Genomic DNA, 25,574 nt, shown 5'->3' with positions numbered 1-25,574 from the left:
CCGGCACGGTGCGTGACGTTGCCTTGACGCGGTGCGAGACCGTCGATCTCGGTGCGTGGAGCCGGTGATAACAGGCGGTAAACGGACCGGTTGCCGGAGACCGTGATAAATCCCACTCGATCATCGAGGGAATCGCAATCGGTCCGAATGGGACCCGGCTTTACCGATTAGTGAGGCGGGGCAGCTCCGCGGCGACGGCCTCCAGCACCTTCTCGTCACCCGCGTACCAGCTGGACTCCCGCGGCCAATGCGTGATCACATCGGTGAATCCCAGCTCCCGGGCCCGCCCGGTCGCTTCGGTGAAGGCATCCACGCTGGTCATCGAGTAGATCGGCGACGAGTCCAGGTTCAGGTAACGGTCCACCGATTCCAGCGGGCGGCCGGCGGACTCACATGCGGCGTGGAAACGGTCCCGGATCTCGGCCACCGCCCGCCACCATTCCTCGGCACTGTCGGCCTGCGGGCCGGTCGTCACCCAGCCGTCGCCGTACCGGGCGGCGAGACGCAGCGCCCGCGGGCCGTTGGCGGCGACCACGAACGGCGGCCGCGGCTGCTGCACCGGGCCCGGATCGTTGCGCGCGTCGACCGCCGAATACCAGGAACCGGACCAGGTGGTCGCCGGCTGCCGCAGGATGCCGTCGAAGAGTTCCAGGAACTCGGCGAAACGGTCCACCCGGGCGCGCGGCGTCAGCTCCGGGACGCCGAGGACGGCCGAGTCGAAGCCGATGCCGCCGGCGCCCAGGCCGAGGACCAGCCGGCCGCCGGAGATGTCGTCCAGGGCGGTGACCTCCCGGGCGAAGTGCACCGGGTGGCGGAAGTTCGGCGAGGCCACGTACGTCCCGAGGCGGATCCGGGAGGTGACCATGGCGGCGGCGGTGAGGGTCGGCACGGCGTCGAACCACGGGCCGTCGACCAGATCGCGCCAGCCGAGGTGGTCGTACGTCCACGCGTGGTCGAAGCCGAACTCCTCGGCGAGCCGCCAGCGCCGGCTCGCGTCGGCCCAGCGCCGGTCGGGAAGGATGACGATGCCGATACGCACGGCGGAAGCCTACGTCAGGCCGTCTGCCGTCCCTCCTCTGGTTGTTCCCTGGGGTGCTCGGCCGCCGCGGTGAACGCCTGGAGGGCGCGCAGCAGATCCTCCCGGGCGGCGACCGGCATCCGCTCCAGCACCTCGGCCAGCGCGGCCTGCCGGCGCTCCCGCAGGTCGGTCAGCAGCCGCCGGGCCGCCGAGGTGAGCAGCAACCGCACCTCGCGACGGTCCCGGGGGTCGGCGACGCGGCGCAGCAGGCCGGTGGCCTCCAGCCGGTCGCAGAGGCGGCTCGCCGAGGACGGCACCACGTCGAGGGCCTCGGCCAGCCGGCTCATGTTGGTGTGGCGGTTGCCGGCGACGATGGTCAGCACCCGGAGCTGGGCCGGCGGCACCGCGGGCTGCTGGGCCAGTCTGGCCCGTTCGAGGACGCCCACCAGCGACTCCACCGACGACTCGACAGCCGCGGCGATCTCGGTGGCGTGCTCCATGCCGTTTCCCGTCATCGCCAGTCGCGAACCCGTGAACTTACACGCATTACCCGCCGGGGGAGGTTCACGAACGTCGAAGCCGAGAAAATCTCAGCGTCGCCAGTCCAGGCAGACGGTCACGGCGTCGTCCTCCGGCTCGGCGCCGGCGTGATAGTCGCGCAGGCCCCTCATCACCGTACCCACCGCCTCGGTGGCGGGCTGCAACCGTGTCCGGCGAACCGCGCTGAACAGGGCGGACGCGCCGTACCGGACGAGCCCGCCGGGTGTGGCCGAGTGGACGCCGTCGCTTACCACGAGCATCCGGTCGCCCGGCTCCAACTGGAATCGCTGGATCTCGTAGTGCGCCTCGCCGAACATGCCGAGCGGCAGCTGCTCCTCCAGCGAAACCCTCTCGGTCCCGCCGCCGCGGGCGATCAGGCAGTGCGGCGAACCGGCGTCCACGGCGGCCACCCCGCCGCCGACCAGGTCTATCTCCAGGAGCAGCGTGGCGGTGTGAACGGCGCCGCCGTACCGGGAGTGCACCGCGTCGGAGGCCAGCTCGGCCTGCTCCACGATATCGGCGCCGCACCGGCGGGCGTTGCGCATGGCGTTGACCGCCAGCGAGGTGAGCAGGGCGGCCTCCATCCCGTCGCCGCAGCCGTTGAGCACCGTGACGGTCAGCCGGTCGCCGTCGAGGGCCCAGTCGAAGTGGTCGCCGCGCACGTCGTACGCCGGCTCCAACTGGCCCGCGATGAGGAACCGCTCGTCGCCGAGGGACCGCCCGGGCAGCAGGTCCCACTGCAACTCGGCGGCCATCGTGAGCCGGGCCCGCCGTTGCGCCCGCCGGTAGCGGTCGGTCGCGGCCGAGGCGGCGCGCAGCGCGGTGGCGAGTTCGTCGGCGTCGGCGGTGAGCCGGTCGCCGAGATCCCCGCCGGGTCTCTCGGGAAGTTCGAGGCGCAGCACCCCGACCCGCTCGCCCCAACAGCTCAGCGGCAGGTGCAGCCGGAACGGGCCGCCGTTGGCCCGCTCGGTGCCGGGGCGCTGGCTGCCGAAGCAGCGCAGCGCGGCGGCGTCGGGGTGGTCGCCGCGGCCCAGCAGCGGGCGCAGCCGGGTGAAGGTGAGGTCGGGCACCAGCACCTCGACGGTGTCGGCGGCGTAACGGCGGCGCAGATGCTCGGCGGCCACCTCGGGTAGCCGGTCGGGCGGCGCGGCCCGCAGCAGCGAGCCGAGGGGCGCCGGTTGATCAGACATTCCGGACTCCTCTCCACGGCGTCACGTTCGACCGGGCAACAGCGACAGGTATTTGTTATACGGCAAGCAATTCGCGCCGGAACCACCCCCCATGCGGGTGGCCCGGCGCGATACCCGCTGCCTCAGGCGAAGGACTTCTCGAAGTGGATCAGGCTCCCGGTACGCGGGCTCGACTGCATGCGCACGTTCTCGCCCAGCGCACGGATCAGGAAGAGGCCACGGCCCCGCTCGCTCGTCGTCGACGGAGCGGCGTCCACCACGGGATCGAAACCGGTGCCGTCGTCCACCACGTCGATGGAGCAGCGGTCCTCACCCACGTCGAGGTGCACCTCGAAACTCTCCGCCCCGGCCGCGTGCTTCACCACGTTGGCGCACGCCTCGGTGAGGGCGATCTCCAGATCCGCGCCGGCCTGACGATCCACTCGCAGGATCGTCAGGGCGCAACGCAACAACCGGCGCACCGCCGGAACGCTGTCCACCTCGCGGGGCAGATTGAGCCGGACCGACATGCGCATGCCTCTTCTGTGCCCGATCCGCCGTCCGGCTAACCACGGCCGAATGGTGATCACCGCGCCGAAACGTGTTATCCATGGTGCCCGCGCCCGTCTCCCTCATCGGCGCGACCCGCGCCCGGAGGGCAGGAGCAGACCATGACACGACAACCCGGCATCGCGATCGTGACGGCCGCCCGCGCGGGCGACCCGGCCGCGGTCGACCGTCTGGTCGCCGGTTACCTGCCGCTGGTCTACACCATCGTGGGCCGGGCCCTGGAGGGGCACGCCGACGCCGACGACGTCGTGCAGGAGGTCATGCTCCGGGTGCTGCGCAACCTCGGCGAGCTGCGCGACCCGGCGGCGTTCCGCTCCTGGCTGGTCGCGATCACCGTGCGCCAGGTGCGGGAACGCTTCCGGAACCGGCCGCCGGCCGTCGAGCTGGATCCCGAGCCGCGCGATCCCGGCGCCGACTTCACCGACCTGGCGATCACCCGCCTGGAACTCTCCGGACAGCGCCGGGAGACCGCCGAGGCGACCCGCTGGCTCGACGAGGAGAACCGGGAACTGCTCTCGCTCTGGTGGCTGGAGGCGTCCGGCGAACTCACCCGCGACGAGATCGTCGAGGCCACCGGCCTGGGCCGCCAGCACGCCGCGGTCCGGATCCAGCGGATGAAGGGCCAGCTGGAGACCGCCCGCGCGGTGGTCCGGGCGCTGCGCCCGCCACGCTGCCCGGAGCTGTCCACCACCCTGTCCGGCTGGGACGGGCGGCCCGGCGCGCTCTGGCGCAAACGCATCGCCCGGCACACCCGCGACTGCCGGCAGTGCGCGCCGGCCTGGCAGGACATGGTGGAGGCCGAGCGCCTGCTCGCCGGCATGGCGCTGGTGCCGCTGCCACCGGGCCTCGGCTCCGCCTTCGGCAGGATCCAGATCAACACCCTTCCCGGTACGGGTACGCCGGCCGCGAACGTGACGGTGGCGGTGAAGACCGGTGGCGCCGTGACGTCGAAGGTGCTGGCCGGGGTGCTCGCCGCGGGCCTGGTGACGGGCGGCGGCGCGCTCGCGTACACGTACCGGGAACCGGCGGAGCCGCCCAGGCCGGCGGCGGTCGTCGCGGCACCGGAGGTCTCCATCGCCCCGGCCGCGCCCTCTTCCGCGCTGTCGCCCTCGGCCGTGCCCACCACGAAGTCGCCGTCGCCGTCGGGGAAGGCGACCGCCGTGCCCGCCGCCCGCTCGCCCAAGAAGGGCGCCGGGGTGTGGAAGTTCGCCGGTTCGAAGGGCGCGCTCAAGGACGTCGGCGCGGGCTGGTACTACGACTGGGGACCGGCCGACGACGAGGTGCCGGGCCCGGCCGGCGTCGAGTTCGTGCCGATGATCTGGGGCGCCGCCGACGTCACCGGCGCGACCCTGAAGCGGGCGAAGGCCGAGGGCGACGTGCTGCTCGGCTTCAACGAGCCGGACCTGGCCGAGCAGTCGAACATGACCGTCGAGGCCGCGCTGGCCGCCTGGCCGAAACTGGAGGCGACCGGGATGAGGCTGGTCAGCCCGGCCGTCGCGTTCGGCGGCGACACGGCCGGCGGCTGGCTCGACCGGTTCATGACCGGCGCCGGGGCGAAGGGGCTGCGGGTCGACGCGATCGCCCTGCACTGGTACGGCTCGGACTTCAGCGCCGCCGCGGTGAACCAGTTCCTCGGCTACGTCGACGCCGTCCACCGGCGCTACGGCAAGCCGATCTGGGTCACCGAGTTCGGCCTGATCAATTTCGGTAGCTCGCCGCGCTACCCGAGCGACGCGCAGAAGGTCCGGTTCATCAAGGGTGCCACCGCCGGCCTGGAGAAACGGTCGTACGTCGAGCGGTACGCCTGGTTCGGGCTGCCCGCCGTCGGTGACAGCGCCGACTTCGGCCTCTACACCGATGCGGACAGTCCCACGGCAGCGGGGAAGGCCTACCGCGCCGCCGGATGACCGCCGTGAACCCCGGCCGGCAGCCGGACCGGGGATAGGCTTCGGTGATGATTCGCTTCGGCTACAAGGCGTCGGCGGAGCAGTTCGCGCCGGCGGAGCTCCTCAGATACGGCATTCTGGCGGAGGAGCTCGGGTTCGACTCGGTCTTCGTCAGTGATCACCTGCAACCGTGGCGGCACGACGGCGGCCACGCTCCGGCGGCTCTGCCCTGGCTGGGGGCGCTCGCCGCGCGCACCGAGCGGGTGCTGATCGGCACCAGCGTGCTCACGCCGACCTTCCGCTACCACCCGGCCGTGGTGGCGCAGGCGTTCGCCACGCTCGGCTGCCTGGCGCCGGGCCGCGCGATCCTCGGCGTCGGCTCCGGCGAGTCGCTCAACGAGGTTCTGCTCGGCACGCGGTGGCCGGACGGCAAGGAGCGGTTCGCCCGGCTCAAGGAGGCCGTGCTGCTCATCCAGAAGCTCTGGGCCGAGGACCGGGTCACCTACGAGGGCCAGTTCTACCGGACCGAGAACGCGACGATCTACGACAAGCCGGATGTGCCGGTGCCGATCTACATCGGCGCCTCCGGGCCGGCCGCCACCCGGCTGGCCGGGCGGATCGCCGCCGGGTTCATCACCACCAGCGGCAAGGGGCACCCGCTCTACACCGACACGCTGCTGCCGGCCGTCACCGAGGGCGCCGAGAAGGCCGGTCGCAAGATCGACGACCTGGATCTGCTGATCGAGGTCAAGGTCTCCTTCGACGACGACATCGAGCGGGCCCGCGACGACACCCACTACTGGGGCGCGCTGGCCCTCTCCCCGGAGGAGAAGACCGGCGTCGAGGACCCGGTGGAGATGCAGCGCCTGGCCGACGCCCTGCCGGTCGAGCGGACCGCGACCCGCTGGATCGTCTCCTCGGACCCGGCCGAACACGCCGCGAAGGTCGCCGAATACCTGGACATGGGCTTCAAGCACCTGGTGTTCCACGCGCCCGGCCCGGACCAGGAGCGATTCCTGCGCCTCTACGCCGACCAGATCCTGCCGCAGCTCCGCGCCCGCGGCTGACCCCGCCGGCCGGACACTCACACCGAGCGGAGGTTGCCCCGGTCGCCGTCGGAGCCGCCGCCCTCGCCGTTGATCACACGCAGGTTGGGACGGGCCTGGGCACGGTGCTGGCCGGTGGTGTCCGGGTTCTCCCGCCAGCGCCGCCGGTTCGGGATCTCCCCGGCCGGTCGGGCGGCCGGCGGCAGCGAGGCGGGCCCGGTCGCCGTGATCGAACGGCCGGCCGCGCCGGAACGGCGTTCCACGCCGCGGCGTTCCCCGCGGCGCCGGTCCGGGAATCCGAGCCCGGCGCTGTTCGGGTAGTCGAGGCCGGTGCTGTTCGGGTAGCCGAGGCCGGCGCCGTCGGGGGCGGTCCGCTCGGGATGCCCGGCGATGCTGTTCGGGGACGGCCAGCGGTGTGGCCCCGGACCGGCGGGCAGCCGGTCGATCGTCGGGCGCCTGGGGGCGTTGAGTCCGGTTTCGCCGGGTTCCGGGCCCACGATGATCGGCGGCGCCGGGCGCGCCGTCCCGTCGGTGAGCACCACGATGCTCTCCGGCGTGGTGGCCCGCGCGGCCCGGCGCCGGGCCAGGAGCTCGCGGAACACGGCCGACATGCCGGTGAGCAGCGGGGTGCCGGTGAAGGCGGGGCGCCGGGCCACCGGGACCTCGGTGACCCGCAGGCCGGCGGCCCGGGACCGGACGGTGATCAGCGGCTCACCGTCCCGGCCGTCGCCGCGGGCCGGTTCGGTCCCGGCCACCCGGGGCAGTCCCAGCCGGTCGGCCACGTCACGCCGGAACGCCCGGAGACCGGAGCCGGCGCCGGACGGGCGGCAGCCGAGCAGGACGCTCATGAGCCACAGCAGGATCAGGTCGGTGAACCGGGCCGGAGTGTGCACGCCCTCCGCCACGTCGGCGCCGGAGTGCAGCGCCTCGACGAGGCGGGGCAGCTCGGCCGGGTCGGCCGAACCGTCGCCGGGCACCGTGACGACCACGTCGCCGATGGCCGCCTCGACCCCGCAGGCGAGGGCGTTGCCGGCCCCGGTGCGGGTCTGGCGGATCATCCGGGCGGCCCGGGGCAGCCCACGGACGATCTCCTCGCCGGGCCCCACCACCACGATCACCTCGTGCACCGGAGGCAGCGCGCCGAGCAGGATCGGCAGCCGGTCCGCGGTGGGGACCGGAATCACGACACTCACGGAGGGTGATCTCGGGGCTTTCGGCACTGGCATGTGGGACGGGCTCCCCGGCTCGACGTCAAGGATGCGCCCGAAGCTACCGTCCAGCCACCCGCCTGCACCCTGGCCTATCGGTTGAGTGTGATCATCTGCGCGGACCGAACCGGCGGAGACGCCCCTCCTGCGTCGTGGGAGTGTGACCGAGCGTACAGAAGCGTTTGGGTAGGGTGATCGATGTGCGAGCCGGTGGAGGAGCTGTGAACATCGAGGCGATCGTCTTCGACCTGGACGGGGTCATCATCGACACCGAGGAGGTCTGGGAGGAGGTCCGGCGGGCCTACGTGGCCGAGCACGGGCGGGAGTTCCTGCCCGACAGCCAGGACCGGATGATGGGCATGAGCACCGGGGAGTGGTCGGCGCACCTGGCCGGCGAGGTGGGCGTCCCCCGTACCGCTCCGGAGGTCGCCGCGGACGTCCTGGGCCGGATGGCCGGGCGTTACCGCGAAGCCCTGCCACTGATTCCCGGATCCGTCGAGACGGTCCGGGCGCTCGGCGCCCGCTACCGCCTCGCCCTGGCCAGCTCCTCGGCGCGGATCCTGATCGACCAGGTGCTGGAGACCGCCGGGCTGACCGGCGCCTTCGAGGTGACCCTCTCCACCGAGGAGGTGCCGCGTGGCAAACCGGCCCCGGACGTCTACCTCGAGGCGGTCGGCAAACTCGGCCTCACCCCCGGCGTCTGCGCCGCCGTGGAGGACTCCAGCAACGGTCTGCGCTCGGCCGCGGCGGCCGGTCTCACCGTGATCGCCGTCCCGCACGGCGTCTACCCGCCGGCCGCGGACGCGCTGGCCGGAGCCCGTCTGGTGGTCGGGTCGATCACCGAGGTCACGCCGGAGGCGATCGCCGCCCTGTGACGGTGGTGTGAAAGCCCGTCGATCGGGGTAGTCCGCGGCCACTTAGGGAGGTGGCCCGTGGCGGGACTCCGGCTCGACGTGGGGTTCGTCGACTATCTGATTCTGGCGGTCTATTTCGTCACCGTGCTGGGGGTCGGGTTCGCCGCCCGGCGCGCGATCCGTTCCAGCGCCGACTTCTTCCTCTCCGGCCGGTCGATGCCGGCCTGGGTGACCGGTCTGGCCTTCATCTCGGCCAACCTGGGCGCCCTGGAGATCGTCGGCATGGCCGCGAACGGCGCCCAGTACGGCCTCATGACGCTGCACTACTACTGGATCGGCGCGGTGCCCGCCATGGTGTTCCTCGGCATCGTGATGATGCCGTTCTACTACGGCTCCAAGGTGCGCAGCGTCCCGGAGTTCCTGCGGCTGCGCTTCAACCGGCCGACGCACCTGTTCAACGCGGTCAGTTTCGCGGTGGCCCAGGTGCTGATCGCCGGTGTCAACCTGTACGCCCTCGCGCTGATCCTCCAGGCCCTGCTCGGCTGGCCGCTCTGGACGTCGATCGTGATCGGCGCCTTCATCGTGCTGGCCTACATCACGCTCGGCGGCCTCTCCTCGGCCATCTACAACGAGGTGCTCCAGTTCTTCGTGATCGTGGCCGGTCTGCTGCCGATCACCATCATCGGCCTGGTCAAGGTCGGCGGCATCGACGGCCTGTTCGACAAGGTCCGGCAGACCCCGCTCGGCGACGCCGGCCTGCACACCTGGTCGAACACGGGCGGCACCGACAACCCGCTGGGGGCGAGCTGGATCGGCATCGTCTTCGGGCTCGGTTTCGTGCTGTCGTTCGGCTACTGGACGACGAACTTCGCCGAGGTGCAGCGGGCCCTGAGCGCCAAGGACATGAGCGCGGCCCGGCGGACCCCGATCATCGGCGCCTTCCCGAAGCTGCTGATCCCGGCGATCACCGTGATCCCCGGGCTGATCGCCCTGGTCACCGTGCAGGGGCTGGGGGCGGACGAGGGGGTGTACACGTACAACAACGCGATTCCGCTGCTGATGCGTGACCTGTTGCCCAACGGTGTGCTCGGGGTGGCGGTGACCGGCCTGGTGGCGTCGTTCATGGCCGGCATGGCGGCGAACGTGAGCGGGTTCAACACCGTCTTCACCTACGACATCTGGCAGACGTACATCCGGAAGGACCGCGACGACGCCCACTACATGCGGGTGGGCCGGATCGCGACCGTCGGCGGCATCGTGGTCGGCATCGGCACCGCCTTCATCGCGGCCGGGTTCGACAACATCATGAACTACATCCAGGCGCTGTTCTCGCTGTTCAACGCGCCGCTGTTCGCCACCTTCATCGTCGGCATGTTCTGGAAGCGGATGTCGGCGTGGGCCGGGTTCTGGTCGCTGCTGCTCGGCTTCCTGGCCGCGTTCACGCTCTACATCCTGCACCTGACCGAGGTGATCGAGTTCAACTCCGACCTGGAGCAGAGCTTCTGGGGCGCCGGGCTGGCCTTCGTGACGGCGGTGGTGGTGGCCGCGCTGATCACCCCGTTCACGCCGGGCAAGAGCGAGGACGAGTTGCGCGGCCTGGTCTACGGGTCGGCCGGCGACACCCTCGTCGAGGACCGGGTGTGGTGGCGCAACCCGGTGCTGCTCGGGGTGACCGCGGTGATCCTGGCGTTCGTCCTGTACATCCCGGTCTGGTGAGGAGGCTGAACGATGGCGAGGCTATTCGACGTACGGCGGGTGATCGGTGGCCTGTTCGTGCTCTACGGCGTGATCGTCACCCTGATCGGGATCTTCGACGGTCCCTCCGAACTGGAGAAGGCGCAGGGCGTACGGATAAATCTCTGGATGGGTCTCGGCATGCTGGCCTTCGGGCTGCTGATGCTGCTCTGGCTGCGGCTGAACCCGCCGCCTCCGCTTCCGGAGCCGCAAGCGGAGCCGGAGCCGGACGAGGACCGCGCGGCCTGACCGGTCAGCGGGCCGGGAAGCGCAGGATCCGGTCGTCGCCGTCGCGGATGTCGCCGCGGCCGTCGGTGTTCGAGGTGGTCAGCCACAGCGAACCGTCCGGCGCCACGGCGACCGTGCGCAACCGGCCGTACCTCCCGGTGAACTCGGCCTTCGCCGAGCCGCCGCCGAGCGGCACCGTCCACAGTCGTTCGCCCTTGAGCGCGGCGACGTAGAGGGTGCCGCCGGCGACGGCGGCCCCGCTCGGGGAGGCCTCGTCCGTGCCCCACTGGACGATCGGGTTCGCGAACCGGTCGTCGCTGCCGCGGCCCTCCACCTCGGGCCAGCCGTAGTTCTTCCCGGGCTCGATCAGGTTGACCTCGTCCCACTGGTTCTGCCCGAACTCGATGCCGTACATCCGGCCCTGTGCGTCCCAGGCCAGGCCCTGCACGTTGCGGTGACCCAGGCTCCAGACCGGGGAACCGGACCACGGGTTGCCGGGCGCCGGGTCGCCCTCCGGGGTGAGCCGCAGGATCTTTCCGGCCGGGTCGTCGCGGTCCTGTGAGCGCGACCGCTCGCCCGCGTCCCCGGTGGCGGCGTAGAGCATGCCGTCCGGGCCGAACGCGATCCGGCCGCCGTTGTGGTTCCCGGCCTTGGCGATCCCGTCGAAGATCACCTCCGGGTCGCCGCCGGACCTGCGGAACCGGACGATCCGGTTGTCGTCGGCGGCCGTGTAGTACGCATACACCCAGTCGTCCTTGACCGCGAGCCCGAGCAGGCCGCCCTCGCCGCCGGCGTCGACCGCGGCGAGCCGGCGCAGTTCGCTGGGCTTGCCGCCCGGCCGCACCTGGAGGATGCGGGCGGTGTCGCGCTCGGCCACCAGGGCGGTGCCGTCCGGCAGGAAGGCCAGACCCCACGGCACGTCCAGGCCGGTGGCCACGGTCTCCGGCGCGGAGAGATCCGGGGTCCGCGGGGAGGTGACCGAGGGCGCCGGAGCACCCGAGCGGGCCGGCACCGGCGCCACCGTCGGTGCGACCGCCTCCCCGTTGGAGGAGCAGGCGGTCAGAACGGCCACACTGGTCGCCGCGAGGGCCCGGCGGATCGATGCCATTCCCCAACCCTGCCACGCATCTCCGGAGACGGCTCGCCGAGATGTGCCCTATATGCGGTAAATGACGCTGTTTGCCGGATCGGCCGGGTCGATCCGGCCCAAGATGGGGCCGCGTGGTGCCGAGCCGCGTGGGGCGGAGGTCTGGGCTTTGCGAGCTTTGGCACGGCGGGTCACGGCCGCGATCCTCACCCTCACGACCCTTCTGGCGTACGCCCCACAGCCGGCCCACGCCGACCGGGCGCCGGGCGCCGAGTCGCCGATCGCCTGGAAACCGTGCCCCGGGGACGCCACGGTGCAGTGCGGGACCATCCGCGTACCGGTCGACTGGTCCGCGCCGTCCGGCCCCCGCCTCGACATCGCCCTGGCCCGCAGCCCGGCCACCGACCGGGCCACCCGGGTCGGGACGCTGCTGGTCAACCCCGGTGGCCCCGGCGTCTCGGCGGCCAACCTGGTTCTGGACCACGAGTACTTCGGCACCGACGTGCGCCGCCGCTTCGACATCGTCGGGGTCGACCCCCGCGGTGCCGGCCGCAGCGCCCCGATCCTCTGCGACCAGGCGCTGGTAGACCGGAAGCCGGCGCCCCTGTTCACCACCGAGGCCCAGTTCCGGCAGGCCGGCGAGTACAACCGCCGGCTGGCCGCCGACTGTGCGAGCCGCAGCGGGGCGGTCTACCTGCACGCCGACTCGATCAGCGTGGTCCACGACATGGAGGCCGTCCGGATCGCCCTCGGTGAACAGCGGATCAGCTTCTACGGCGCCTCCTACGGCAGCCTGCTCGGCCTGCTCTACGCCGAGCGCTATCCGGACCGGCTGCGCGCCCTGGTGCTGGACAGCGTGATGGACCACAGCGCCGGGGTGGACGCCTTCCTCACCCAGACCGCGGATGCCGTACAGGCCGCCTTCGACCAGTTCGTGGCCTGGTGCGCCCGGGACAGCATGTGCGTGCTGCGCGGCCGGGACATCAAGCTGATCTGGGCGGAACTGATGCGGCGGGCCAGGGCCGGGCAGCTGATCGACCCGTACGACCCGCCGGCCCGGATCGGCGCCTGGGAGCTCGTCTCGGCGGCGTTCAGCGCGTTCTACGACCCGCAGTGGTACTCGTTCGCGTACTACCTGAAAGACGCGTACGAGCCGCAGCCCGCACCCGTGCCGGCGGCCGGTTCCCCCGTCCTGGAATCGGCCGACCTCACCCCGCACAGCTTCGGGGCGGTCATGTGCCAGGACTGGTGGCTGCCGGTCGACGGGTTCACCGCCTACCAGGGCCGGATGCGGGCGCTGGCGGTCCGGGCCCCGCAGATGCTTGCCTCGCCGCTCGCGCTGAGAGCCTTGGGCGGCTGCCTCGGCCGCGAGGCCCCGGTCAACCCGCAACGGCCGATCCCGCCCGTCCCCGGGCCGGTCCTGGTGGTCAACTCCCGGTACGACCCGGCCACCGCGTACGTGTGGGCGCAGCAGGTCACCCGGCAGCTCGGCCCGGCCGCCCGGCTGCTCACCTACCAGGGGTGGGGGCATGTGGCGTACACGCACAGCCCGTGCGTCAGCGGCGCGGTCGATCGTTACCTGATCGGGCTGACCATGCCCGCGTCCGGCGCGTCCTGCCCGGCGATCGAGCCGAAACCGTTCGGCGTCGGATGAGGAGTCGGCCGATCGGTTGTGCGCCGCGCCGATCCCCGGTAGGCAGGGATAGATGGCCGACGTTGTCCAATCTGGAGGGCCGATGCGGATCCTGCCCGCGCTGACAGCGCTGTCCCTGACCACCCTGGGGTTCGTGGTCACGTCCCCACCGGCCCTGGCCGGCGGTGGCACACCGGTCAAGGAGCCGACCGCGGTCGGCTACGGCGGCGCGGTCGCCACGGTCGACGCCACCGCCACCGCGGTCGGCCTCGACGTGCTGCGGCGCGGCGGCAACGCGGTGGACGCCGCGGTCGCGGCCGCCGCCACGCTCGGCGTCACCGAGCCGTTCTCGTCCGGCATCGGCGGCGGCGGATTCCTCGTCTACTACGACGCCCGGAAACGGGCCGTGTTCACGATCGACGGGCGGGAGACCGCGCCGGCCACCGCCACCGACAAATACTTCATCGACCCGGCGGACGGGCTGCCGTACGACTTCAGCGAGGCCCGGGTGAGCGGGCTCTCCGCCGGCGCGCCCGGCACCCTGGCCACCTGGGAGGAGGCGCTGGACCGGTGGGGCACCCGCTCGCTGGCCGCCTCCCTGCGGCCCGCCGCCCGGGTCGCCGAGCAGGGCTTCGAGGTCGACGCCACGTTCCGTCAGCATGTCGCCGACAACGCCGCGGCGTTCGGCCAGTTCACCTCGAGCCGGGAGCTCTACCTGCCGGGCGGGGCGCCGCCCGCGGTCGGCACGATCCAGCGCAACCCCGACCTGGCGGCCACCTACCGGCTGATCGCGGAGAAGGGCACCGGCGTCTTCTACCGGGGCGCGGTCGCCGGCGACATCGTCGGGACGGTCCAGCACCCGCCGGTCGCGGCCGACCCGTGGGGCACCTGGGCGTACCCGATCCGGCCCGGCGTGCTCACCAGGGCCGACCTGGCCGGCTACCGGCTGCGGTTCCCGGCCCCGACCCGCTCCGACTACCGAGGGCTCACCGTCTACGGCATGTCCACGCCGTCCAGCGGCGGCACCGCGGTCGGCGAGGCACTCAACATCATCGAGGCCGGGCTGCCCACCTCGGCGACCGCCACCGACCGACTGCACTACTACCTGGAGGCGTCGGCGCTCGCCTTCGCCGACCGGAACCGGTACGTCGGGGCGTACACCGATCGACCGGTCCTGAAGAAGTTGATCTCGGATCGCTGGGGCGCGCAGCGGGCCTGCGAGATCGACCGCACGAAGGCCCTGGTCAAGCCGGTCGCACCCGGCGACCTCAACGGCTCCGGCTGCGCCACCGCCACCGTGGGCGGCGCCGTCGAGGAGGGGCAGAGCACCACCAACCTCACCGTCGCCGACCGCTGGGGCAACGTCGTCGAGTACACCTTCACCATCGAGGCGACCGGCGGCAACACCATGGTCGTGCCGGGGCGCGGCTTCCTGCTCAACAACGAGCTGACCGACTTCAACTTCGCGCCCACCCAGGGCTCCGCGCCCGACCCCAACCTGCCCGGCCCGGGCAAGCGGCCGCGCAGCTCGATGTCGCCGACCATCGTGCTCGCCGACGGCAGGCCGTTCCTGGCGCTCGGCTCGCCCGGCGGCGCCACCATCATCACCACCGTGCTCCAGGTGCTGGTCAACCGGCTCGACCTGGGCATGACCCTGCCGGAGGCGATGGCCGCGCCGCGCGGCTCGCAGCGCAACAGCGCCGGCATCCAGGCCGAGGCGGCGTTCCGCAACCAGTACGGTCCGGTGCTCACCCCGCTCGGCCACACGTTCGCCGCGGACGTTGCCGAACTCGGCGCGGCCACCGCGATCGAGTTCACCCGGGGCGGCGGCTTCATCGCCACCGCCGAACCCACCCGCCGGGGCGGCGGCGCGGCCGCGGTGGTCCACCCGAAGCGCTGACCGGCGGAGCATGGGGGAGGATCGGCCCCATGTTCTGTGCGAAGTGCGGCGCGCCGCCGTCCCTGGACGGTGGCGCGCACCGGTGTGTCCGGGTGAACGATGGCGAGCTGGAGACGTTCGCCGTGGCCAGCCGGCGGGTGATCCGGTTCGCGGTGACCTACATGATCGTCGCGGTGGCCACCGCCGTGCTGGCCTCGGTCGGGGCGGACGCGCTGGTGCGGGGCGCCACCGACCCGACCGGGGTGGGCCCGATGGGCTTCATGGTGGTCTTCGCCATGATCGCCGGGTTCCTCGCGCTGGTCTGCCTCATCGGACTGGTGGTCTGCACCATCGTCTGGATCATCAGCGCCCACCGGGTCACCGACGCCGGCCCCGGCATCGCCGGCTACAGCGCCCTGTTCCTCACCCTCGCGCTGATCACCGCCAGTTACGTGCTGTCCGGGCAGTTGCACGCGTACGCCGTCACCGGTCTGCGGTTCGGCGGCCTGCTCGTGCTGATCATCGGGGTGGTGCTGACCCGTAACCGGATCCGGCGGCTCACCGACATGCCGATCCCGTCCGGCAAGAAGTCGCTGATCACCGAGGAGGACTGGAAGGCGTCCGAGTGGGACCCGGAGGTCCAGCGGGAGATCGAGCGCCGGGGCCGGCCGACCGACTGAGGCCCGGGCCTACCCGGTCAGCGGCAGCCGGAGCAGCACGGTCGTACCGGTGTCGCCGCCGGTCAGCTCGACGCTGCCGTGGTGCTTCTCCACCACGGCCCGGCTCAGCGTCAGACCCAGGCCACTGCCCGGCAGCGTACGGTCGTGGCCGCGCGCCGTCCGGAAGTGCCCGGTGAACATCTGCTCCCGCTCGGCGCGCGGCACGTCGGTGGCGGAGTCCGAGACGGCCAGCTCGGCGTCCCGCCCGGTGCCGCGCAGCGACACCGTCACGTGACCGCCGTCCGGGCTGAAACGGACCGCGCTGCCCAGCAGGTTCTCCACGACGTGCCGCAGCCGGTCCCGGTCGCCCGGAACGATCAGCTCACCCGGCAGGTCGGCGTCGATCACCACCGGGGCGCCGTCGATGGCGGCCCGCGCCCGGTCGACCACCTCACGCACCACGGCGGCCAGATCCATCGGGGTACGCCGTACGTCCGCATGCCCCGCGTCCAGCGCCGACAACTCCAGCAGCTCGTCGATGATCTCCCGCAGCTGGTCGGTGTTCCGCTCGATCACCTCGATCAGGCGCGGCCCGTCCCGGACCAGGGTCGCCTCGTCCGCCGACCGCAGCAGCCCGGTGTAGGTGCTGATCGACGTCAACGGCGTGCGCAGCTCGTGCCCGATCAGCGCCAGATACTCCTTCTTGCTCCGGGCCAGCTGCCGTTGCAGGTCCTCCGCCCGGCGCCGCTCCACGAACTGCCCCAGATGCGCGGCGATCCCCAGCATCAGCGCGACCAGCTCGTCCTCCGGATCCTCCACCGAGTCGGCGAAGACGGTCAGCACCCCGATCGGCCCGGTCCCGTGGTGCACCGGGATCGCCAGCGCGGTGTGCAGCCGGCCCGCCGAGGTGCCCGGCGAGATCAGGCTCTGCGCCCGGCCCACGTCCCGGATCCACAGCGGCTTGTCCACCTGCCAGGCGCGACCGGCCAGGCCCTGACCGTACGCCAGCCGCTCCGGCACCGGGATGCCCGACGGCCAGCCCGGGGCACTCCACCGGGCCGCCGCCCGGATCGTCCCGTCGCCGACCGTCCACAGTTCGGCGTGCACCCAGTCCAGGGTGGCGACCACCGCCTCCAGCACCCGCGGCCCGGCCGCCTCGATGCTCGGCGCCTCCGCGAGAGCCGTCGTGACGGCCAGCTCACAGCTGCGGAATCGTTCCGCCCGCCGCTGCCGGGTCACGTCCTGCACCGCCTGGACCGCCCCCAGCACCCGCCCGTCCAGACCGTGGATCGGCTGCGCGTCCATCAGGAAGTACCGGGTCCGGTGGCTCCGCCCCTGCGCGGCGATCGGCGTGTCCCGGACCCGCTCCCCGCGCAGCGCCCGGAACAGCCCCAGATCGTCCCGTTGCAGCGGCACCCCCGAGATGTCGGCCAGCCCGGTGACGTCCTCGATCGGCGAATCGCCCCAGAGCCGGCGCATCCGCTCGTTCGTGAACACCACCCGGCCCTCGGCGTCGCACGCGGTCACCCCGTCGTGCAGGCTGTCCAGCACCGCGTCCAGGAACCGGTGCTGCTGCTCCAGCTCGTGGCGTGCCAGCCGCTCGCCGATCAGCAGGGTCGCCACCTCGGCCGCCTCGGCCACCGCAGTCACCTGCTCCGGCGTCCACTCCCGCGGCCGGTGGTCGTAGGCGCAGCACACCCCGAGCACCAGCCCCCGCCGGTCGTACACCGGACAGCCCAGGTAGGCGCCGTCGTCCCACCCGATCACCCCGTCCGGCACCCGCTCGTCCAGGCGCGCGTCCTCGATGATCAGGGGCTCGCCACCGCGTGCCACGATCCCGCCGAGCGAGTTCTCCAGCCCGGTGCTGGTCACGTCCGCCCAGTCCGTCGAGACGCCCCAACTGCCGTACAGCCGCAGCCGATCCTCTTCGATGAACTGGATGCAGGCGCTCGGCGCGTTCGCGGCCCGCGCCGTCAGGGCCGCCAGTTGATCCGCGGACCCGCTGGTCAGCACCCCCCGATGCAGGGCGGCCGGAAACAACTCGGCCCGGCTCCCGTCGACCGCCGTCCCCCGCGAGGGGTCAGCGGCCGCCGGCGGAGCGGAATGCCCGCCGGCGGCCGACCCCCCGATCGGCGCGCCCGGCCGTCCCTCACTCGGAACCGCCGGACACGCTGCCTGGGACGCGGCCGATCGAGGATCGACCGGACCCGCCCCGGGAGGTTCGGCCGCGTGCGCGACTGCCGCGGCTTCCGCCGCCTGCGCCCTTCCGGACCGCCCGGCGCCGCCGGGGACATCTCGCCGCATGGCCGACCTCCACCCCCAGCGTAGATGCGCGAAAGGGTTGAAACCGGCAAATCCTCACCGGTCGCGAACGGATCGGCGGTTCAGCTCCGCTCGTACCGGAGATCGCTGATAGGCCGGCCCGCGACGGCCCCACGCCTCTCGAACTTGGTCTCCGGCCGCCCGTGCGGCATGGCCGCGAGGCGCCGCAAGCCCGGATCCGCGTCGAGCGTCTCCGCCATGGCCACCGCGTACTCGGGCCAGTCGGTGGCACAGTGGAACACCCCACCCGGCCGGAGCCGCTCCCGGAGCAGGGTGACGTTCCCCGGCTGGATCAGCCGCCGCTTGTGATGCCGCGCCTTGGGCCACGGATCCGGGAAGAACACGTGCACCGCGTCCAGCATCCCCGGCGCGATCCGGTGCACCAACTGCATGGCGTCACCGCACGCCACCCGGACGTTGGTCAGCCCGAGATCACGGCTGAGCGCCAGCAGGTTCCCGATCCCCGGCGTGTGCACCTCGACCCCGAGATAGCCCCGCCCCGGATCCGCCGCCGCCATCGCCGCGGTGGCGTCCCCCATCCCGAACCCGATCTCCAGCACCACCGGCATCTCCCGCCCGAACAGCGCGACGAGATCCAGCGGAGTCCGGTCCCCGTCCTCGACGGTCATCCCGTACCGCGGCCACAGAGCCGCATGCGCGTCCGCGTGACGGCTGCTCATCCGCCCACGGCGCGGATGAAAGGTACGAATCGGCCTGGCTGCGTCGGTCCCGGTCTCACTCATCGCGGCCCACGATAGGACGCCGACCCCGCCGACCCGAAATCAAACCCTCCCCGGTACGGCGTCCCCGCCCCCGAAGAATTCACCCCGTCCCGTCCTCTCCGCCACCTGACCGCAACGCAAGCACGCGAGCCGCCGCCGGGCCGGTCCGCCCCTCACCCTCAAGGCCGGCCGGACATCCCACTCTCAGCCCGGAGAACCGTGGCACCGGCTCGCGAGCCGGTGCCACAGTTCTCCGGGAGTGCGGTGGGGGCTTTCCGCGTACTGATGAATGGGTCAGCGGGGCAGCGGCTGGACGCTGGGCTGGGAGCCGGTGCGGATCGGGGTGTGGGCGCCGGTGGCCAGACCGAGGAGGGTGACCCAGGATCCGCCGTTCTTCTGGCTGGTGATGACGGCGCGGGCGCTGTCGATGTAGGCGAGTTCCCGGTCCATGGCGCTGCCGACGGTGCGCTTGGCGCCGGTGGCGGTGTCGTATTCGATGACGTGGACCGGCTTGCTCTCGGCCGGGGTCTCGCCTTCCTGGTAGGCGGTCCAGGAGAGCTTCGCGCCGTCCGCGCGCCAGCTCGGCACGACGGCGAAACCGCTGTTCTGGAGGCTGCCGCCACCGTAGGCCGCGACCGTCTTCTCGTCGCCGACGGAGACCGTGCCGATGGTGAGGCAGGAGTCGTAGACGGACTCGCAGTCACCGCCGCGGAAGGCGACCCGGGTTCCGTCGGGTGACCAGGCGACCGCGTCGTCGGTGCGGAGCCGTTCGTTCAGGGAGCCGGTGGCCTTCGTGGTGGCGGTGCGCTCGGCCGGCAGCGCCTCGGTACGGCAGTCGCGCGGGAACAGCACCTCCGGCTTGGCGGCCGCGGCGCCGGCGGCGATCCGGTACACACCGGGGCCGCCGGAGCAGGACAGCGAGGCGAAGGCGATCCATTTGCCGTCCGGGGACCAGGACGGGCCGGCCGCCGGGCGGGTGGTGAGGCGGCGCTGCCCGGTGCCGTCCGCCTTCATGGTCCAGAGCTGGCCGCTCTTCAGGTAGGCGAGCTGCTGGCCGTTCGGCGACCAGCGGGGCCGGGCGTGACCGCCGCCGGTGGTGAGCCGCTTCTCGGTGGGGCCCTTGCTGACGTAGACGTCGCCGCCGCGCACGTAGGCGACCAGGCTCGGCAGTGTCGTCGCCGCCTCCGCCGCCACGGGCTGGAAGAGCGAGCCGCCCAGTCCGATCGCCGCCGCCAGCGCCACGCTTCCGAGCTTCTTCATGGCCGAACGCCCCCCGAGATCCGCCAGTTTCCGCTTACACCAGGGGTAATCGTCGCAACCGAGCTGCACCTAAGCGGTTACCGCGCGGATACTTGGAAAAATCTTGCCCGATCTGGTGACATCCGACAGTACGGACGTCATCCACCGTCAGTCCGCGTCGAGGTAAAGGGTGGCCACCGCGCCGAGCAGCAGCAGCCCGCCCACGATGGTGGCGGCGCCGAGCGGCTCGTCGATCAGGACGACGGCGAGCAGTGCGGCGGTGAGCGGCTCGAGCAGGGTGACCATCACGGCCACGCTCCCGGAGATGCGGCGCAGCCCGGTGTAGAACAGCGCGTACGCCAGCGCCGTGGTGACCGCCCCGGCGTAGACGAGCAGCGCGACCGGGGTGGCCCGCGGGGTGAAGGACAGCCCTTCGACCGCGGCGAGCGGCAGTAGGCTGATCGCGCCGATCACGCAGGACAGGGTGGTGAGGGTCAGCGGCTCGACGCCCTGGGTGGTGTGCCGGCTGACGGCGGTGGACGCCGCGTAGACGACGCCGGACCCGATCGCGGCGAGCAGCCCGTAACCGGCCGCGGTGGCGGTGCCCGGTTCGACGGTGGCGCCGGCGATCAGCACGAGGCCGGCGATCGCGGCCACCGAGGCGCCGAGGGCGGCGGCACCGGGCCGCTGCCGGGTGCGCAGTGTCTCCCAGGCGCTCAGCAGCACGGGAGCGAGCCCGAGGCTGACCACGGTGGCGATGCTGACCCCGCCGAGACGGACGGCCACGAAGTAGAGGGCCTGATAGGCGGCGAGCCCGACCCCGGCCACCGTGATCGCGAGCGGTGCCGCCCGGAACGCGGCCACGATCGGGCGGCGGGCCGCCAGGCCGATGAGCAGCAGGACGGCGGCCGCGACGGCGAGCCGGTAGAAGCCGATGGCCAGGGCGCCGAGGCCGGTGCGTTCGGCGACGACCTGGACGACGACGCCGGTGGTGCCCCAGAGGACGCCGGCGGCGGAGACCTGCAACAGGCTCAGCCGGGCACCGGGGACGCGGGACGAGAGAGTGGTGGTGAACACATGCGCTCCGTGCGGAAGTGAGTCGTCAAGGGCCGGCGACGGAGCGCAAGGCGAGACAGCCGGTCAAGCAGGACTCGACCGGCGTGGCGGCGCTCCGGTCAGGAGCGCGGCGGCGGCAGGACGCCGGGGAAGGGACTCACGCCCGGCAGCCTAACGCCACATCGGCGGGCGCCGTTGCCCGGTGTGGGGGAGCACACCGGGCAACGGCACCGATCAGGCGGCCGGAGCGGCGGTGGCGGCCCACATCGCGGTGAAGGCGGCCGCCTCGCCGGCGAGCCAGCTCTCGACATCGGCCGGACGGGCCGCCGCGTCGATGCGGTGGGCGACACCCCGTCGCAGATCGACCAGGACCGGCTCGGCGTTGGGCAGGATCTGGTCCATGTGGCGGGCCATGAGGTGCAGCATCGCGGTCGCGGCCTCCGCGCTCGGCGGCTCCTCGTCGAAGTGCAGCCGGACGGCCTCGCGCCTGCCGTCGGCATAGCGCAGGCCGAAATGTGGGTTGATCTTCACGGCCAGGGGCCCGACCGTGGCGATGGCGTCACGGGTCTGCGCCAGATCGACCCGCTCCGGGTCGCCGAGCGACGCCAGGTAGGTGCGGGCGCCGGCGCGCAACGCCTCGTAGAGCGGCTTCCAGCGGTCCTTCACCACGTCGACGACGCCGCCGAGGTAGCTGCCGCCGGTGCGGAACGCGATGTCCGCCTTCAGTGCCTTGACGAGCTGGCCGTGCGGGTTGAAACCGCTCCGCCGCTCCCGCTGCCGGCGCAGGCCGCCGACGAAGGTGGCCTTCGCCGGGCCGGTGCGGGACACATACCGTGTGAAGCCGAGCATCGTCGCATAGGGAGGGATCACGGGCACGGGGGTGGTGGTCGAGATCGTCACGTCGTCTCCTCACTCGCGCTGCGGAAATCCGCCGAAGATCCGCAGCTCAGGTCCCCTCTTTCGTACATACATTCTAATCGACGGGTACGACATTCCCAACGTGGAAGGAGTCCGATGAACGAGGCGGGAGCGCGGGTTCGGGACACCCGGCGGCGGCTGCGTGCGGACGGTCCCGGATGGACCCGCGGACCGGAGCTGGACTTCGAGGCGGTGACCCTGCCGGAGTGGGACTGCGATCTGCTCCGCGACCTGCTGATCGCGGAACGGGTGGAGACGGTCGTCGAGGTCGGGCTCGCCTACGGCGGTTCGGCGCTCGCGATCGGGGAGGCGCTGCTGGCCGTCGGCGGGACCCGGCCACGGCATGTCGTGATCGACCCGTACCAATCGGAAGGTTTTCATGACACCGGCTGGAAGCTTCTGGTGGAGGCGGGCCTGGACCGGATCGCCGAGCTGATCCGGGAGCCGTCGTCGATCGCCCTGCCCCGGCTGCTCGCCGGAGGGACCGTGGCGGACGCGGCGTTCGTCGACGGCAGCCACCGGTTCCACGAGGTGTTCGTCGACCTCTACTTCCTTCGCAGGATCGTGAAACCGGGCGGGCTGATCGTCCTGGACGACGACTGGGCGCCCTCGGTGCGGACCGCGGTCCGCTACTACGAGCGCAACCTCGGCTGGACGGTGATCCCGGCGGCGTTCGCGCGGGGCACCCGGATCGCCGAGGGCGTCCGGACCGCCGAGCGGATGCGCGTCTCCGGCGGCACGGGCGTGACCGGCGAACCTCGCTGCCGGGCCGTACGCCTCCCCACCGACTTGCGCGAACCCGCCTTCGACGACTTCCATCCGTTCGGGGAGGACGCGTGATCCGCCGGCGTGAGCCGGCCGACCTGGACCGCTGCGTGGCGGCCCTCCGCGCGGTGCACGAGGTGGACCGCTACCCGCTGAACTGGCCGGCGGATCCACGCCGCTGGCTGGCGCCGGAGGAGCAACTGTGCGCGTGGGTGGTGGCCGGCGCGGACGGCGCGGTGCTGGGTCACGTGGCCGTGCACCGGGGCGGCGAGCTCTCCCGGCTCTACGTCGTGCCGGCCGCGCGCCGCTGTGCGGTGGCCGGCCGGCTGGTGGGCGCCGCCCGGGAGTGGGCCGCCGGGCAGGGCCACACCCTCACGCTGAACGTCCCGGAGGACGACCGCCGTGCCGGGACGGTCGCCTTCTACGAGGCGACCGGTTGGCGCCACACGCACACCGCCGTCGCCGACTGGACCGTCGGTGGGCGGCCGGTCCGCCTTCGCCACTACGTCGATGTCAAATGATCGACAAGCGTCCACGCTGAGCAGCGCCGGTCACTGACGGGCCCCGCCGCCACCACCCACGCGGGGCGCCGGTCAGCTGTCGTCGCGGCCCTGCTCGGCGAGGAAGCGCTCCAGCTCCGCGCCGAGCTCCTCCGCGGTCGGCAGCGGCGTGTCCGAGCCGGCCAGCAGATTGCCCTGACGGCCGCGGATGAAGGCGTCGTACTGTGCTTCCAGCGAGGCGACCAGGCGGGTGGCCTGCTCGTCGTCGGTGATCTGCTTGTCCACCTCGACGCGGACCAGCTTGGCGGACTCACGCAGCTCACCGGTCGGCAGGGCCAGGCCGGTGTTCGCCGACACCGAGTCGAGCAGCAGCTCCGCGGCCGCCGGATAGGCGGTCTGGGCCAGATAGTGCGGGACGTGGGCGGCGTAGCCCAGCGCGTCGTGGCCGGAGTCGCCGAGCCGGAACTCGAGAAGGTTGCCGACACTGGCCGGCACCTGGACCCGCTGCAACCACGACTCGTGCTCGCCGAGCAGGCGCTTGTCGGTGGCGTGCGCGGTGACGCCGACCGGGCGGGTGTGCGGGACGGCCATCGGGATGGCGTTGAGGCCGACCGTGACCTTGACGCCGAGACGGTCGATCAGGCCGGTCACCGCGGCGATGAAACGCTCCCACTGGAGGTCCGGCTCGGGGCCCGCGAGCATCAGGAACGGTGTGCCCAACCGGTCCTTGACCAGGTGCAGGGCGAGGACCGGGTCCTCGTAGCTGGTGAAGTGGTCGGCCTCGAAGATCATCGGAGGGCGACGGGACCGGTAGTCCAGCAGCTGGTCCAGGTCGAACGTGGCGACGACCTCGCTCTCCAGCTGCTCCAGCAGATTGTCGCGGGCCAGCTGGATGGCGCTGCCCGCGTCGACGAAACCGGTGAGCGCCTGGATGAGCACCGGGCCGTCCAGAGCCGGCAGGTCACCGGTCACCTCATAGAGCCCGTGTGGGTCGAGCACGCTGCGATCCTCTCTCGAAGCACGCGCCCGCTGACGCGGGCTTCTCCCTGCCAACCTCGGGCCGGCGTTTCTCATTCCGGCCCCTCGCATCATCTCGTACGCCGTACGCGCGCCACACGGCTGTGACGGTGAACACCCCGCGCCGTGGGGGGACGTGCGCGCACCCCGCACAATGGGTCCCCAGATCCCTTCCCTCGCCCCCTCGGAGTGATCTTGACTCGACCGCAGTCCGTACCCGAGACCACCGCCCCGCCCGGAACCCTGTGGACCCGGATGAAGGCCGACCCCCAGTACGCGCCCGAGCATCTCGCCCTGGATGCGATCCGCCGGCTCGGCCCCGAGGCCGCCGACTGGCACGCCCGGATGCGCGCCGACCGTCCCGAGCTGGAGCCGGAGCAGCTGGCCGGGCTCGCCGTCCGGCACTTCACCAACCTGGCCCGCGTCTCCGGGGCGGTGTCCGGCGCGACCGGCCTGCCCGGAGCGGTCCTCGACGTCGGTGTGCTCGCCTGGACCCAGGCCCGGATGGTGCTGCACATCGCGGCCGCCTACGGCGCCGACCCGGCGGCCCCGGAGCGCGCCACCGACCTGCTCGTGCTCCAGCGGGTGCACCGGCTGGCCGAGACCGCCCGGACCGCGCTCGGCGTCGCGGCCGGACGGGAGCGCGCCAGCCGGATCTTCACCGGTGACTCCGGGCGGCCGCTCGCCGGCGTACTGGTCACCCTGGGTGTGAAACTCGCCCGGATGGCCGGGCTCAAGGCCGCGAAGCGGCTGTTCGCCAAGATGATCCCGGGCGCCGGCATGATCTTCGGCACGTGGGTGAACTCGGCGGCCACCAAGGACCTGGCCCGGCGCGCGGGAGAGTATTACCGCAAGCCCTAAGGTTCTGCTCCGGCGGCCCGAAAGTGCTGTCGTGCTGGGATACCGGAAGTCCGCCGTCGCCCTGTCCGCCGTCGTGCTGCCACTGCTGATCGCCGGATGTTCCGCCTCCTCGGGCAAGCGGTCCGGGGACGACGAGACGACCTCCGGCGTCGGCACCAGCTGGATCCTGGTGGACCAGGGCCAGGCGACGCCGTCGCCGAGCACCACGCCCGGCACGGCCTCGCCGACCCCGTCGGCCACCCTGCCGCCGCTGCCCACGGCGTCGCCGAGCGCGAGCGGCAGCGCCACACCGAGCTGTACGCCGCGGAACCACTCCACGCCGATCGAGGGGCTGGCCGTCACGCCGTCCAGCACCAGCGCGGTGGTCACCTGGTACCACCCGGGCGGCTCGAACATCGTCGACTACCGGGTCACCGCGATCAGCCAGGACCTGGTCAGCGGCGTGCAGCCCGAGATCGGCTGGACCCGCAGCGCCCCGGCGAAGTGCGGTGAGGTCAGCGCCACGGTGTCCGGCCTCCAGCCGAAGAGCCACTACGTCTTCTCGGTCGACGCGGTGCTGAGGGCGGACGACCTGCAGCGGGAGGGCACCTACACCCGGACGGTCGCCCGTTCCTACGTGGTCACCACCACGTAGGGGCGCCGGCCGGTGACTCTCTAAGCTTC

General features: G+C 72.4%; 24 protein-coding genes. 12 read left to right on the top strand and 12 right to left on the bottom strand.

What is annotated here, in order from left to right; all coding sequences use genetic code 11:
* Positions 1-160 precede the first annotated feature (160 nt).
* The 4 genes from KZ829_RS33035 to KZ829_RS33020 all read right to left on the bottom strand — a co-directional run bounded on the left by KZ829_RS33035 (position 161) and on the right by KZ829_RS33020 (position 3,263).
* Positions 161-1,039: an LLM class flavin-dependent oxidoreductase gene (locus tag KZ829_RS33035; RefSeq protein ID WP_220147742.1), complete on the bottom strand. Its 879-nt coding sequence runs from the start codon at positions 1,037-1,039 to the stop codon at positions 161-163.
* Positions 1,040-1,053: 14 nt separating this feature from the next.
* Positions 1,054-1,518, bottom strand: a complete 465-nt coding sequence (locus KZ829_RS33030) for a MarR family winged helix-turn-helix transcriptional regulator (protein ID WP_220147741.1) — start codon at positions 1,516-1,518, stop codon at positions 1,054-1,056.
* Positions 1,519-1,608: 90 nt separating this feature from the next.
* Positions 1,609-2,748 (bottom strand): PP2C family protein-serine/threonine phosphatase, encoded by a 1,140-nt coding sequence (locus KZ829_RS33025; RefSeq protein ID WP_220147740.1) that lies wholly within the window; start codon positions 2,746-2,748, stop codon positions 1,609-1,611.
* 122 nt (positions 2,749-2,870) lie between these two features.
* On the bottom strand, positions 2,871-3,263 hold the full coding sequence (locus tag KZ829_RS33020; RefSeq protein WP_220147739.1) for an ATP-binding protein: 393 nt from the start codon (positions 3,261-3,263) through the stop codon (positions 2,871-2,873).
* 135 nt (positions 3,264-3,398) lie between these two features.
* Between KZ829_RS33020 and KZ829_RS33015 the strand changes: the two genes are divergently transcribed.
* Positions 3,399-5,204, top strand: a complete 1,806-nt coding sequence (locus tag KZ829_RS33015; RefSeq protein WP_220147738.1) for a sigma-70 family RNA polymerase sigma factor — start codon at positions 3,399-3,401, stop codon at positions 5,202-5,204.
* Positions 5,205-5,251: 47 nt separating this feature from the next.
* Complete coding sequence (fgd, locus tag KZ829_RS33010; RefSeq protein WP_220147737.1) at positions 5,252-6,250, top strand: glucose-6-phosphate dehydrogenase (coenzyme-F420); 999 nt, start codon at positions 5,252-5,254, stop codon at positions 6,248-6,250.
* 17 nt (positions 6,251-6,267) lie between these two features.
* On the opposite strand, the gene KZ829_RS33005 is transcribed toward fgd, so the two are convergent.
* Positions 6,268-7,422 carry a glycosyltransferase gene (locus tag KZ829_RS33005; protein WP_220147736.1) on the bottom strand — a complete coding sequence of 385 codons (1,155 nt, stop codon included), beginning with the start codon at positions 7,420-7,422 and terminating at the stop codon, positions 6,268-6,270.
* Positions 7,423-7,658: 236 nt separating this feature from the next.
* Between KZ829_RS33005 and KZ829_RS33000 the strand changes: the two genes are divergently transcribed.
* Genes KZ829_RS33000 through KZ829_RS32990 form a run of 3 tightly spaced genes read left to right on the top strand, consistent with a single transcriptional unit; the run spans position 7,659 to position 10,274 of the window.
* On the top strand, positions 7,659-8,312 hold the full coding sequence (locus tag KZ829_RS33000; protein ID WP_220147735.1) for an HAD family hydrolase: 654 nt from the start codon (positions 7,659-7,661) through the stop codon (positions 8,310-8,312).
* A 57-nt stretch (positions 8,313-8,369) separates the two neighbouring features.
* Complete coding sequence (locus KZ829_RS32995) at positions 8,370-10,007, top strand: sodium:solute symporter family protein (RefSeq protein ID WP_220147734.1); 1,638 nt, start codon at positions 8,370-8,372, stop codon at positions 10,005-10,007.
* A 12-nt stretch (positions 10,008-10,019) separates the two neighbouring features.
* Entirely contained in the window at positions 10,020-10,274 is a 255-nt protein-coding gene (locus KZ829_RS32990) for a hypothetical protein (RefSeq protein ID WP_220147733.1), read from the top strand.
* Positions 10,275-10,278: 4 nt separating this feature from the next.
* Here the strand turns inward: KZ829_RS32990 and KZ829_RS32985 are convergent, their stop codons facing one another.
* A complete protein-coding gene (locus tag KZ829_RS32985; protein ID WP_220147732.1) occupies positions 10,279-11,361 on the bottom strand; it encodes a PQQ-dependent sugar dehydrogenase in 1,083 nt (360 codons plus the stop codon).
* Positions 11,362-11,509: 148 nt separating this feature from the next.
* Here KZ829_RS32985 and KZ829_RS32980 point away from each other — a divergent pair, with 148 nt between their 5' ends.
* The 3 genes from KZ829_RS32980 to KZ829_RS32970 all read left to right on the top strand — a co-directional run bounded on the left by KZ829_RS32980 (position 11,510) and on the right by KZ829_RS32970 (position 15,532).
* A complete protein-coding gene (locus KZ829_RS32980; RefSeq protein WP_246636659.1) occupies positions 11,510-12,994 on the top strand; it encodes an alpha/beta fold hydrolase in 1,485 nt (494 codons plus the stop codon).
* An 82-nt stretch (positions 12,995-13,076) separates the two neighbouring features.
* The gene (gene ggt, locus KZ829_RS32975; protein WP_220147731.1) at positions 13,077-14,873 is read left to right on the top strand and encodes a gamma-glutamyltransferase; all 1,797 of its coding nucleotides are present in this window, start codon (positions 13,077-13,079) and stop codon (positions 14,871-14,873) included.
* Positions 14,874-14,902: 29 nt separating this feature from the next.
* Positions 14,903-15,532 carry a hypothetical protein gene (locus KZ829_RS32970; protein ID WP_220147730.1) on the top strand — a complete coding sequence of 210 codons (630 nt, stop codon included), beginning with the start codon at positions 14,903-14,905 and terminating at the stop codon, positions 15,530-15,532.
* A 9-nt stretch (positions 15,533-15,541) separates the two neighbouring features.
* On the opposite strand, the gene KZ829_RS44220 is transcribed toward KZ829_RS32970, so the two are convergent.
* The 5 genes from KZ829_RS44220 to KZ829_RS32945 all read right to left on the bottom strand — a co-directional run bounded on the left by KZ829_RS44220 (position 15,542) and on the right by KZ829_RS32945 (position 21,699).
* Entirely contained in the window at positions 15,542-17,524 is a 1,983-nt protein-coding gene (locus KZ829_RS44220) for a sensor histidine kinase (protein WP_308285761.1), read from the bottom strand.
* A 371-nt stretch (positions 17,525-17,895) separates the two neighbouring features.
* Positions 17,896-18,513 (bottom strand): tRNA (guanosine(46)-N7)-methyltransferase TrmB, encoded by a 618-nt coding sequence (gene trmB, locus KZ829_RS32960; protein WP_220147728.1) that lies wholly within the window; start codon positions 18,511-18,513, stop codon positions 17,896-17,898.
* A gap of 336 nt (positions 18,514-18,849) precedes the next feature.
* Positions 18,850-19,815, bottom strand: a complete 966-nt coding sequence (locus tag KZ829_RS32955; protein WP_220147727.1) for a TolB family protein — start codon at positions 19,813-19,815, stop codon at positions 18,850-18,852.
* A 147-nt stretch (positions 19,816-19,962) separates the two neighbouring features.
* Complete coding sequence (locus KZ829_RS32950; protein WP_220147726.1) at positions 19,963-20,871, bottom strand: DMT family transporter; 909 nt, start codon at positions 20,869-20,871, stop codon at positions 19,963-19,965.
* A 213-nt stretch (positions 20,872-21,084) separates the two neighbouring features.
* Entirely contained in the window at positions 21,085-21,699 is a 615-nt protein-coding gene (locus tag KZ829_RS32945; protein ID WP_220147784.1) for a hypothetical protein, read from the bottom strand.
* Between the two features lie 165 nt (positions 21,700-21,864).
* Here KZ829_RS32945 and KZ829_RS32940 point away from each other — a divergent pair, with 165 nt between their 5' ends.
* Both KZ829_RS32940 and KZ829_RS32935 read left to right on the top strand, forming a co-directional pair.
* Positions 21,865-22,608, top strand: coding sequence for a class I SAM-dependent methyltransferase (locus KZ829_RS32940; RefSeq protein ID WP_220147725.1), 744 nt, complete (start codon positions 21,865-21,867; stop codon positions 22,606-22,608).
* Positions 22,605-23,054 (top strand): GNAT family N-acetyltransferase, encoded by a 450-nt coding sequence (locus KZ829_RS32935; protein WP_308285760.1) that lies wholly within the window; start codon positions 22,605-22,607, stop codon positions 23,052-23,054. Before KZ829_RS32940 ends, KZ829_RS32935 begins: the two co-directional genes overlap by 4 nt.
* A 72-nt stretch (positions 23,055-23,126) precedes the next feature.
* Here the strand turns inward: KZ829_RS32935 and KZ829_RS32930 are convergent, their stop codons facing one another.
* Positions 23,127-24,032, bottom strand: coding sequence for a proteasome assembly chaperone family protein (locus KZ829_RS32930; protein WP_220147724.1), 906 nt, complete (start codon positions 24,030-24,032; stop codon positions 23,127-23,129).
* Between the two features lie 213 nt (positions 24,033-24,245).
* Here KZ829_RS32930 and KZ829_RS32925 point away from each other — a divergent pair, with 213 nt between their 5' ends.
* Entirely contained in the window at positions 24,246-24,911 is a 666-nt protein-coding gene (locus KZ829_RS32925) for an EcsC family protein (protein ID WP_372453935.1), read from the top strand.
* A 31-nt stretch (positions 24,912-24,942) separates the two neighbouring features.
* On the top strand, positions 24,943-25,545 hold the full coding sequence (locus tag KZ829_RS32920) for a fibronectin type III domain-containing protein (RefSeq protein WP_220147723.1): 603 nt from the start codon (positions 24,943-24,945) through the stop codon (positions 25,543-25,545).
* Positions 25,546-25,574 lie beyond the last annotated feature (29 nt).

The sequence above is a fragment of the Actinoplanes hulinensis genome, assembly GCF_019429605.1.
Lineage (GTDB): Bacteria > Actinomycetota > Actinomycetes > Mycobacteriales > Micromonosporaceae > Actinoplanes > Actinoplanes campanulatus.
Note: the sequence above shows the minus strand (reverse complement) of the source record. Positions and strands in the feature narration are given on the sequence as shown.

What these genes read in the sequence shown, in the direction of transcription:
- KZ829_RS33030 (WP_220147741.1), bottom strand. Translation starts at nt 1,518, where the DNA reads ATGGAGCACGCCACCGAGATCGCCGCGGCTGTCGAGTCGTCGGTGGAG.
- KZ829_RS33025 (WP_220147740.1), bottom strand. Translation starts at nt 2,748, where the DNA reads ATGTCTGATCAACCGGCGCCCCTCGGCTCGCTGCTGCGGGCCGCGCCG.
- KZ829_RS33020 (WP_220147739.1), bottom strand. Translation starts at nt 3,263, where the DNA reads ATGCGCATGTCGGTCCGGCTCAATCTGCCCCGCGAGGTGGACAGCGTT.
- KZ829_RS33015 (WP_220147738.1), top strand. Translation starts at nt 3,399, where the DNA reads ATGACACGACAACCCGGCATCGCGATCGTGACGGCCGCCCGCGCGGGC.
- fgd (WP_220147737.1), top strand. Translation starts at nt 5,252, where the DNA reads ATGATTCGCTTCGGCTACAAGGCGTCGGCGGAGCAGTTCGCGCCGGCG.
- KZ829_RS32990 (WP_220147733.1), top strand. Translation starts at nt 10,020, where the DNA reads ATGGCGAGGCTATTCGACGTACGGCGGGTGATCGGTGGCCTGTTCGTG.
- KZ829_RS32985 (WP_220147732.1), bottom strand. Translation starts at nt 11,361, where the DNA reads ATGGCATCGATCCGCCGGGCCCTCGCGGCGACCAGTGTGGCCGTTCTG.
- ggt (WP_220147731.1), top strand. Translation starts at nt 13,077, where the DNA reads ATGCGGATCCTGCCCGCGCTGACAGCGCTGTCCCTGACCACCCTGGGG.
- KZ829_RS32970 (WP_220147730.1), top strand. Translation starts at nt 14,903, where the DNA reads ATGTTCTGTGCGAAGTGCGGCGCGCCGCCGTCCCTGGACGGTGGCGCG.
- trmB (WP_220147728.1), bottom strand. Translation starts at nt 18,513, where the DNA reads ATGAGCAGCCGTCACGCGGACGCGCATGCGGCTCTGTGGCCGCGGTAC.
- KZ829_RS32955 (WP_220147727.1), bottom strand. Translation starts at nt 19,815, where the DNA reads ATGAAGAAGCTCGGAAGCGTGGCGCTGGCGGCGGCGATCGGACTGGGC.
- KZ829_RS32945 (WP_220147784.1), bottom strand. Translation starts at nt 21,699, where the DNA reads ATGCTCGGCTTCACACGGTATGTGTCCCGCACCGGCCCGGCGAAGGCC.
- KZ829_RS32940 (WP_220147725.1), top strand. Translation starts at nt 21,865, where the DNA reads ATGAACGAGGCGGGAGCGCGGGTTCGGGACACCCGGCGGCGGCTGCGT.